Source organism: Streptomyces scabichelini, from assembly GCF_011045015.1.
In the GTDB taxonomy this organism is placed as follows: Bacteria; Actinomycetota; Actinomycetes; order Streptomycetales; family Streptomycetaceae; genus Streptomyces; species Streptomyces scabichelini.
In genome coordinates this window covers 1-8,547 of record NZ_JAAKZY010000328.1, presented here as the reverse complement: position 1 = coordinate 8,547, position 8,547 = coordinate 1, and the positions used below count along the sequence as shown (strand labels likewise).

The 8,547-nt window shown below is 70.7% G+C and carries 8 protein-coding genes; 3 read left to right on the top strand and 5 right to left on the bottom strand.

From position 1 onward, the window contains the following. Together G5C60_RS47975 and G5C60_RS47970 are read left to right on the top strand one after the other, a co-directional pair. On the top strand, positions 1-1,179 hold a 1,179-nt coding region (locus tag G5C60_RS47975; RefSeq protein ID WP_165270142.1), incomplete at its 5' end, for an ABC transporter ATP-binding protein. 83 nt (positions 1,180-1,262) lie between these two features. Beyond that, the gene (locus G5C60_RS47970) at positions 1,263-2,315 is read left to right on the top strand and encodes an LLM class flavin-dependent oxidoreductase (RefSeq protein WP_165270140.1); all 1,053 of its coding nucleotides are present in this window, start codon (positions 1,263-1,265) and stop codon (positions 2,313-2,315) included. Positions 2,316-2,321: 6 nt separating this feature from the next. On the opposite strand, the gene G5C60_RS47965 is transcribed toward G5C60_RS47970, so the two are convergent. The 5 genes from G5C60_RS47965 to G5C60_RS47945 form a co-directional block, all read right to left on the bottom strand. Continuing rightward, positions 2,322-3,146, bottom strand: a complete 825-nt coding sequence (locus G5C60_RS47965) for a 1-acyl-sn-glycerol-3-phosphate acyltransferase (protein ID WP_165270144.1) — start codon at positions 3,144-3,146, stop codon at positions 2,322-2,324. A 173-nt stretch (positions 3,147-3,319) separates the two neighbouring features. Beyond that, positions 3,320-4,090: a GNAT family N-acetyltransferase gene (locus G5C60_RS47960; protein WP_165270138.1), complete on the bottom strand. Its 771-nt coding sequence runs from the start codon at positions 4,088-4,090 to the stop codon at positions 3,320-3,322. A gap of 228 nt (positions 4,091-4,318) precedes the next feature. Continuing rightward, on the bottom strand, positions 4,319-5,068 hold the full coding sequence (locus tag G5C60_RS47955; protein WP_165270136.1) for a succinate dehydrogenase/fumarate reductase iron-sulfur subunit: 750 nt from the start codon (positions 5,066-5,068) through the stop codon (positions 4,319-4,321). After that, entirely contained in the window at positions 5,065-7,026 is a 1,962-nt protein-coding gene (locus G5C60_RS47950) for a fumarate reductase/succinate dehydrogenase flavoprotein subunit (protein WP_165270134.1), read from the bottom strand. The genes G5C60_RS47955 and G5C60_RS47950 overlap by 4 nt, the downstream gene beginning before the upstream one ends. 1 nt (position 7,027) lies before the next feature. Beyond that, positions 7,028-7,699 carry a succinate dehydrogenase gene (locus tag G5C60_RS47945; RefSeq protein WP_165270132.1) on the bottom strand — a complete coding sequence of 224 codons (672 nt, stop codon included), beginning with the start codon at positions 7,697-7,699 and terminating at the stop codon, positions 7,028-7,030. Between the two features lie 131 nt (positions 7,700-7,830). On the opposite strand from G5C60_RS47945, the gene G5C60_RS47940 reads away from it, so the two are divergent. Next, on the top strand, positions 7,831-8,547 hold a 717-nt coding region (locus G5C60_RS47940), incomplete at its 3' end, for a LysR family transcriptional regulator (RefSeq protein ID WP_165270130.1).

The window sequence follows — 8,547 nt, the reverse complement described above, 5'->3', positions numbered from 1 at the left end:
GAGATCACCGAGGGCGAGTTGCTGCTCGACGGCGAGCACGCAAACGATCTGCAGCCATCGGAGCGGGAGATGGCGATGGTGTTCCAGAACTTCGCCCTCTACCCGAACATGACCAGCCGCGACAACATCGGCTTCCCGCTGCGCATCGAGAACCCCGGCGAGGACCGGGGCCCCCGCGTGGACGCGACGGCCCGCATGCTCGGCATCGAGGACCTCCTCGACCGCTACCCCCGCCAGCTCTCCGGCGGCGAGCGCCAGCGCGTGGCCATGGGCCGGGCCATCGTGCGCCAGCCCACCGCCTTCCTCATGGACGAACCGCTGTCCAACCTCGACGCCAAGCTCCGCAACCACCTGCGGGCCGAGATCTCCACGCTCACCCGGGAGTTGGGCGTCACGACGGTGTACGTCACCCATGACCAGGCCGAGGCCATGTCGCTCGGCGACCGGGTCGCCGTACTGCGCGGCGGCGTGCTCCAGCAGGTGGGCACCCCGCGCTCGGTGTACGGGCTGCCCCGGAACGTCTTCGTCGCCGCCTTCATCGGCACGCCGCGCATCAACCTGCTGCGCGGCATGGTCCGCGCCCCGCTCGACGGCGCGATGTCTATCAGCCTGGGCCGCCAGTACCTGCGCCTGCCCGAACCCCTGTCCCTGGACCACCAGATGCTGCGCGTGCAGCAGGGCCGGGAGGTCATCGTCGGGCTGCGCTCGGAGGCGGTCCGCATCGCCAAGCCCGGCGCCGCACGTCCCGGGGAGGTGCCGATCAGCGGTCTGGTCGAGCACCTGGAGTTCCAGGGGCACGAGGTCCTCGTCCACTTCAACACCGGCTCCCAGCCCGCCTTCGTACCCGACCTGGAGGCCCCGTACCCCGTCCGCCACGTCCGTCGCCGCCGCCGTGACGGCTCGGTCCTGGGCCGCATCCGGGAGCGCGCGGGCGCTCTGCGCGCCGGACCGGTGGTGGTCCTGGACGATCCGCACGACGAGCAGCCCGAGCAGCCGGCACCGGCGGCGCAGGAGAGCCGTCTCCCCGGTGACCTGGTGGTCCGCACCACCCCCGACATCGAACTCCGCCTCGGCATGCAGATTCCCCTGCTCGTCGACCTGGCCCACCTCTTCGTCTTCGACCAGCACGGCGAACGCATCAGTCCGGCCGCGGCACGGCTGCCGGACCTGGACGAGTGATCTCCCGGGTGCGCGGGACGCGGAAGAAATCGGGACGGCGACGGTTGAGATAACAGAGTCCCAGTTCTTCCAGCGGAGAAGCCATGCCGAACCAGCAAGATCGCGAAGCCCGACAGGACCAGGGCTCCCGTGCGGAAGCGACACGGTTCTCCGTCCTTGACCGCTCGCGCACCCGGGAGGGGCACGAGGGTCCCGAGGCGCTGCGTGACACCGTGGGGCTGGCCCAGGATCTGGAGCGGCTCGGCTACCACCGGATATGGGTCTCGGAACACCACGGCGTGCCCGGAGTCGCCGGTTCCGCGCCGACCGTGCTGGCCGCCGCGGTCGCCGCCGCGACCAGCACCATCCGGGTCGGCACGGGCGGGGTGATGCTGCCCAATCACCAACCCCTGGTGGTGGCCGAGCAGTTCGGCGTGCTGGAGTCCCTTTTCCCGGGGCGTATCGACATGGGTCTGGGCCGCTCCGTGGGCTTCACCGACGGCGTACGGAAGGCCCTGGGCCGGGACAAGGACGTCGCCGAAGACTTCGCGGCGCAGCTCGACGAGCTGCTGGGCTGGTTCCGCGGCACGTCCGAGACGGGGGTGCACGCGCGTCCCGCCGAGGGTCTGACCGTGCCGCCGTTCGTGCTGGCCATGGGCGAGGGCGCCACGATCGCGGCCCGGGCGGGCCTGCCGATGGTCATCGGCGACCTCCGGAACCGCGAGAACATGCGGCGCGGCATCGATCACTACCGCGCGACATTCCGGCCGTCCGCGTGGGCGAGCGAGCCGTACGTCGTCATCTCCGGCACGATCGCGGTCGCGGCCACCCCGGAGGAGGCCCACCGTCTGCTGCTCCCCGAAGCCTGGTCGATGGCCTACTCCCGCACCCATGGCACGTTCCCGCCGCTGCCGCCCGCCGAGCGCGTCGAGGCACTGCGGATGACTGCCAAGGAGCGCGGCTTCTACGAGTCCGGGCTCACCGGGCACATCGTCGGCACCGAGGAGCAGGTCGCCCACGAGCTGGAGACGGTACTCAAGGAGACCGGTGCGCAGGAGGTCCTGGTCACGACCAGCACGTACGACCGCGCGGCCCTCCTGGACTCTTACGAGAGGCTTGCCCGGGTCACGGGCCTTGGCGGGGCGGGCGGGACCTAGACCGGTTCAGAGATGTGCGGCCCCTTCCAGGTTCGCGCAGGTCCGGTGGGTAGCGGCCGTCTCGGCGGCGAGGGCCAGGGCTCGGCGGTCGCGGGCGACGCCCGGTGCGAGCACCGGCTGCACGCGTACCTCGGCCACGAGACCACGTGCCGATACCACCCGCCACACCGAGGCGAGGAGCGAGTCGCTCCCGACGAACGCGGGGGCGGTGGTCGCCGCTCCCCCGTCGAGCCGGTAGTGCAGGCGCACCGGCTGTACGGGCACGGCGGCGTCCAGCGCGGCCTGGAAGACGGCCCTGCGGAAGTGCCCCTGGGCCCGGCCGCACCACGTGCTCCCCTCGGGGAAGACCACGACCGCCGCGCCGCCCCGCAGGGTGTCCGCGATCCGTTCGACCGTTCCGGGCAGCGCGCGCAGCCTGTCGCGCTCGATGAACAGCGCACCGCTGCTCGCGGTCAGGGCGCCGGCCACGGGCCACTGCCGGATCTCCGCCTTGGCGAGCATCCGGCCAGGACGGACGGCGGCGAGCAGCGGGATGTCCATCCAGGAGATGTGGTTGGCCACCAGCAGCAGGCCGCCGGTGGGCGGAGCCGCGCCGGTGATCCGTACGCGTACGCCCGCCGCTTTCACGATGGTCCGGCACCACAGCCGGACGGCACGGTCACGCCGCACACCCGCGAGCCGCCGGACGACCGGGATCAGCACGATCCCGAAGAGGAGCACGGCCACGAGCGCGGACAGCCGCAGCACGGCACGCGGTACGGCGGCCACCGACCCCAGGGACTCCACGCAGGCCCCCGGGGAACACGGGGCGCTGGGCAGCCAGGCGCTCACCGGGGCGGCCCCCGAGGGCGACCCACCCGGCCGGGACGCGGCCGACGCACCGCCCCGGCGGGGGCGCGGCGGCTTCCGGGTGCCCGGGAACACCGCCGTGCTCGCCCCCGGGCTCGCGAGCGCCGTCATGCCGCGGCGCGGGCGCAGTATCACTGCGATGCGGGGCGTGTTCATCACGCCGGCACGAGCGACAGGAAGTGCCGCAGATAGCGCGGGTTGACCCGGCGCATCGACAGCAGCACGTACATGTCGGCGACCCCGAAGTCCGGGTCGTGGGCGGGCTGTCCGCACACCCAGGCGCCGAGGCGGAGGTAGCCGCGCAGGAGCGGAGGGAGCTCGGTGCGGCCTGCCCGGGCGACGCCCTCGGCGCTCCAGGGCAGCAGCGGGCGTACGCGGTACTCCTCGGGCGCCAGGTACTTCCCCTGGACCCGGTCCCAGGTGCCCGCGGCGAGCGCGCCGCCGTCGGCCAGCGGGATGGAGCAGCAGCCGGCCAGCCACTCGTGGCCGCTGTCGACCATGTAGCGGGCGATCCCGGCCCAGATCAGGCCGATGACGGCGCCGTCCCGGTGGTCGGGGTGGACGCAGGAGCGGCCGACCTCGACGAGCCCGGAGCGGATCCCGGCGAGCGGCCCGAGGTCGAACTCACTCTCCGAGTAGAGCCGTCCGGCGATCGCGGCGCGCTCGGGCGGCAGCAGTCGGTACGTGCCGACGACCTGGCCGCTGACCGTGTCACGGACCAGCAGGTGGTCGCAGTAGGCGTCGAAGGCGTCGATGTCGAGGCCCGGCTGCGGCGAGGCCAGCAGCGCGCCCATCTCGCCCGCGAAGACGTCGTGGCGCAGCCGCTGCGCGGCCCGGACGTCCGCCTCGTCACGGGCGAGGGTGACGGTGTAGCGGGTCGGTGCCGCGGACTGCGGCGGGCTGTCGAGGGTGGAAACGCCGGTCATGGCTCTCTCCTGGTCGCGTGCCGGGTCGGCGGTGCGTTCACGGACCGAATCCGTTCGGTCCGTGCGCTCCTGTTCTTCCGACGCCGACTGACCTGCGCGTGACCCGCGACAAGAGCCAGGATGTGGGGTTGTTGAATGCCAGGGGGCGCCCGGCAAGCAAGACGGGACCGGGGCTGAGCACCACTCCCGGTCCCGCCCGTCCGCACCTTACCGGCGAACGACGTACGGCTAACGCCTGCCCGCTTTGCGGGTTGCGCGCAGCCACTCCTTGTTCATCCCGGTGATGGAGACCAGTGGGATGCCCTTCGGGCAGGCCGTCGCGCACTCGCCGGTGAGCGTGCAGCCGCCGAAGCCCTCCTCGTCCATCTGCGCCACCATGTCGAGCACCCGCGTCTCACGCTCGGGGGCGCCCTGCGGCAGGACGTTGAGATGGTTGATCTTCGCCGAGGTGAACAGCATCGCCGCCCCGTTCGGGCAGGCCGCCACGCACGCGCCGCAGCCGATGCACTCGGCGTGCTCGAACGCGAAGTCCGCGTCCGGCTTCGGCACGGGCGTCGCGTGGGCCTCGGGCGCGGCGCCGGTCGGCGCGGTGATGTAGCCGCCGGCCTGGATGATCCGGTCGAACGCGGACCGGTCCACCACCAGGTCCTTCACCACCGGGAACGCCGAGGCCCGCCACGGCTCGATGTCGATCGTGTCGCCGTCCTTGAAGGACCGCATGTGCAACTGGCAGGAGGTCGTACGCTCCGGACCGTGCGCGTCACCGTTGATGACGAGCGAGCAGGCGCCGCAGATGCCCTCACGGCAGTCGTGGTCGAAGGCGACGGGGTCCTCGCCCTGGAGGATGAGCTCCTCGTTGAGGGTGTCCAGCATCTCCAGGAAGGACATGTCGGGCGAGATGTCGTCCACTTCGTACGTGGACATCGCTCCGTCGGCGTCGGCGTTCTTCTGCCGCCAGACGCGCAGGGTGAGCTTCATGCGTAGCTCCGCTGAGTGGGGTGGACGTACTCGAAGACCAGGTCTTCCTTGTGCAGGGCGGGAGCCTCGCCCGTACCCGTGAACTCCCAGGCGGCCGCGTACGAGAACTCCTCGTCCCTGCGCTCCGCCTCGCCGTCCGGGGTCTGGGACTCCTCGCGGAAGTGGCCGCCGCAGGACTCGCCGCGGTGCAGTGCGTCGAGGCACATGAGCTCGGCGAGTTCCAGGTAGTCGACGATGCGGTTGGCCTTCTCCAGCGACTGGTTGAACTCCTCGCCGGTGCCGGGGACCTTGATGCGCCGCCAGAACTCCTCGCGGATCTGCGGGATGCGCTCCAGCGCCTTGCGCAGGCCCGTCTCCGTGCGGGCCATGCCGCAGAACTCCCACATCAGCTCGCCGAGTTCGCGGTGGAAGGAGTCGGGGGTGCGGTCGCCGTCGACGGAGAGGAGCAGGTTCAGCCGGTCCTCCGTCTCGGCCAACACGTCCTGGACGACGGGGTGTTCGGCCGTGATGTCGTCGTCGGCGGCCCGGTGCGGATGGCGCGCGAGGTAGTCGTTGATCGTCGACGGCAGTACGAAGTAGCCGTCGGCGAGCCCCTGCATCAGCGCGGAGGCGCCGAGCCGGTTCGCCCCGTGGTCGGAGAAGTTGGCCTCGCCGACCGCGAAGAGCCCGGGGATCGTGGTCTGGAGGTCGTAGTCGACCCACAGGCCGCCCATCGTGTAGTGCACGGCGGGGTAGATCCGCATCGGCACCTCGTACGGGTTCTCCGCGGTGATCCGCTCGTACATCTCGAAGAGGTTGCCGTACTTCTCCTCGACCTTGGCCCGGCCCATCCGCCTGATGGCGTCCGCGAAGTCGAGGTAGACGCCCTGTCCGCCGGGTCCGACGCCACGACCCTCGTCGCAGACGTTCTTGGCGGCCCTGGACGCGATGTCACGGGGCACGAGGTTGCCGAAGGACGGGTAGATGCGCTCCAGGTAGTAGTCGCGCTCGTCCTCGGGTATCTCGTTCGCGGGCCGCTGGTCCCCCTTCGCCTTCGGGACCCAGATCCGGCCGTCGTTGCGCAGCGACTCGCTCATCAGCGTGAGCTTGGACTGGTGCTCGCCGGTGCGCGGGATGCAGGTCGGGTGGATCTGCGTGAAGCACGGGTTGGCGAAGTACGCGCCGCGCCGGTGCGCCCGCCAGATCGCGGTGGCGTTGGAGTTCATGGCGTTCGTCGACAGATAGAAGACGTTGCCGTAGCCGCCGCTCGCCAGTACGACGGCGTCCGCGAAATACGTGTCGATCTTCCCCGTGACCAGATCGCGGGCCACGACCCCCCGCGCCCGCCCGTCGACCACGATCAGGTCCAGCATCTCGGTGCGCGGGTGCATCTCGATGTTGCCGGCGGCGATCTGCCGGGACAGCGCCTGGTACGCGCCGAGCAGGAGCTGCTGGCCCGTCTGGCCGCGGGCGTAGAAGGTCCGGGAGACTTGTACGCCGCCGAAGGACCGGGTGTCGAGGAGGCCGCCGTACTCGCGCGCGAAGGGCACACCTTGAGCCACGCACTGGTCGATGATCTCGACCGAGATCTGCGCCAGGCGATGGACGTTGGACTCGCGGGCCCTGAAGTCGCCGCCCTTGACGGTGTCGTAGAACAGCCGGTGGATGGAGTCGCCGTCGTTGCGGTAGTTCTTGGCGGCGTTGATGCCGCCCTGCGCGGCGATCGAGTGCGCGCGGCGCGGCGAGTCCTGGTAGCAGAACTGCACGACGTGGTAGCCCTGTTCGGCGAGCGTGGCCCCCGCGGAGCCGCCGGCGAGCCCCGTGCCGACGACGATGACCGTGTGCTTGCGGCGGTTGGCGGGGTTGACCAGCTTGGCCTCGAAACGGCGGGTGTCCCAGCGCTCGTTGACGGGGCCCTTGGGCGCCTTGGTGTCGACGACCGGCTCACCGGTCGTGTACTCGGCGTACTCAGCAGTCATGTCAGCTCACCACTCCGGTCATGACGCCCACGGGTACGGCGACGAAGCCGACCGTGAGCAGCAGCGCCAGTACGTTGGCGACGGCCTTGAAGGCACGGTCGCGGGTGCGGCTGCCCGCGCCGAGGGTCTGCGCGGCGCTCCAGAAGCCGTGCCGGATGTGCAGGCCGAGCGCGAATACCGCGACGATGTAGATGACGTTGCCGTACCAGGTGGAGAAGGTGTCGATCACGTTCTGGTACGGGTGCCCGGCCTCGAAGCCGTCCGGGTGCACGGTGCCGGTCGTCAGGTCGAGGATGTGCCACACGATGAACAGACCGAGGATGATCCCGCCCCAGCGCATCGTCCGCGTCGCGTAACTGGCCCGCGGTTTCTTGTGCACGTACTTGGTCGGCCGCGCCCTGATGTCACGGCGGCTCAGCTGGTAGGCGGAGGTCGCGTGCGCGACCACGGCGACGACCAGGACCACGCGGATGATCCACAGCGCCCACTCGTAGTGCAGGAACGGCTCGCCGAGGGTGCGCAGCCAGTGCGCGTAGTCGTTGAACTCGTCGGATCCGAAGAAGATCTTCAGGTTGCCCAGCATATGGACGACCAGGTACGCCAGCATGATCAGGCCGCTCACGGCCATCACGGTCTTCTTGCCGACGGACGAGTCCCACACGGTGCGCGTCATGGACGGTTTTCGGTCCGTCCGCGTTGCCAGAGCCATGTCTCAGAACGCTAGGACCAACAGTGCCGATCGGTCCAAGACATGGTCCGGCTCGTTTCCATAGGCACGCTCTATCGAGGGCGTAATGTTGAGGGATGCAGTTCCAGCAGCTCCAGTACTTCGTGGCCGTCGCCGAGACCCGGCACTTCACCCGGGCCGCGGACCTCGTCCATGTCGCGCAGCCGTCCCTTTCCCAGCAGATCAAGGCGCTGGAGCGGGAGTTGGGGGCGGATCTGTTCCTGCGGGCACGAGGCAACATCACGCTCACGGACGCGGGCGAGGCGCTGCTGCCGCTGGCCCGCCGCATCCTGGCCGACGCGGAGACGGCCCGGCACGAAGTCCTGGAACTGGTTCAGCTGCGCAGCGGCCGGGTTCGCCTCGGCGCGACTCCGAGCCTGTGCACGGGTCTGCTTCCGGATGTGCTCCGGGCCTTCCACGACCGGTATCCGGGCATCCGGCTGCTGATCGAGGAGGGCGGCTCGCACGATCTCGTACGGGAGCTTGCGCGCGGAGCGCTCGATCTCGCCCTCGTCGTCCTGCCCCTGCCCACGCCGTCGCCCGCGCTGACCACGGTCGAAGTGCTGCGGGAGGACCTGGTGGTGGTGTCGTCTCCGGAGGCCCCGGCGCCCGGGCGCGGTCGTACGGTACGGATCCCGGACCTGGAGGGCGAGCGGCTGGTCATGTTCCGGCACGGGTACGACCTGCGCGAGCTGACCGTCGCGGCGTGTCGCTCCGCTGGGTTCGAGCCGGACTTTGCGGTGGAGGGTGGGGAGATGGACGCGGTGTTGGGGTTTGTTCGGGCGGGGCTCGGG